The organism is Bartonella sp. AA1HLJMS (genome assembly GCF_042197445.1).
Taxonomy (GTDB): Bacteria; Pseudomonadota; Alphaproteobacteria; order Rhizobiales; family Rhizobiaceae; genus Bartonella.
On record NZ_JBHIRW010000279.1, the window covers coordinates 1 to 699 of the forward strand.

Sequence of the window (699 nt, forward strand, 5' to 3'; positions counted from 1 at the left end):
TTCATTTATACATTACCTAAGTATTTTCATCACGATATCTTGGCTTTGATAAAATCTTTGTGCCCCTCTGAATTGTTTCAGATAGTACTGAACCTTCTACAGTGGCTTTTGTTTTCATCGTATGGTAGGCATCCCTTTTGTTTCATGGTTAAAAAATTTCATATCAAGTTCGCGTTTTTTCCTTTTGATAAGTGATTGCTCAGCCTTACGTAAATACGCCACCATTTCCATCTTTATAAATTCATTTTGGATCATGGCTAATGAACCATCGATATGTGCTTGAAGATCTGCAGTATCTTTCAGGTTTTCCTTTTTTTGAACTTCATCTAATAGATCTCTAAGGTATTGAAAACGATTTTCTACGTTTTCAAAAGTTTCTAAACTTACAGCTTTATCTAGTATCGATGCAAATTGTAAACGCCCCGAAATAGCTTTGCCCATTTGATCAAAAGTCCCAGAAATTTTGTTTTCTTCCTCTAATACCTTTTGATATGATTCCCTTGAAAGCTTATCACTCTTATAGAGCGCTTCTGGCTCTTTGAGAAAAAAACTAGAAAAGTCTATTTTCTGAGGTCCAGTTTTCTGACTATTTGTTATAGCTTGATAGGTTTTTTCTGTTTGCGAAATTTGTTCTTTTTTTAACTCAAGCTGTTTTTTTAAGAGCTCAATAATTTCTCCTTTTTTTAATAGATTAATAAG

General features: G+C 32.8%; 1 protein-coding gene. It reads right to left on the bottom strand.

Annotation, left to right across the window (positions count from 1 at the left end):
• Positions 1-114: 114 nt before the first annotated feature.
• The coding region (locus ACFIQE_RS11185; protein ID WP_375707781.1) for a type IV secretion system protein at positions 115-699 on the bottom strand (585 nt) is incomplete at its 5' end.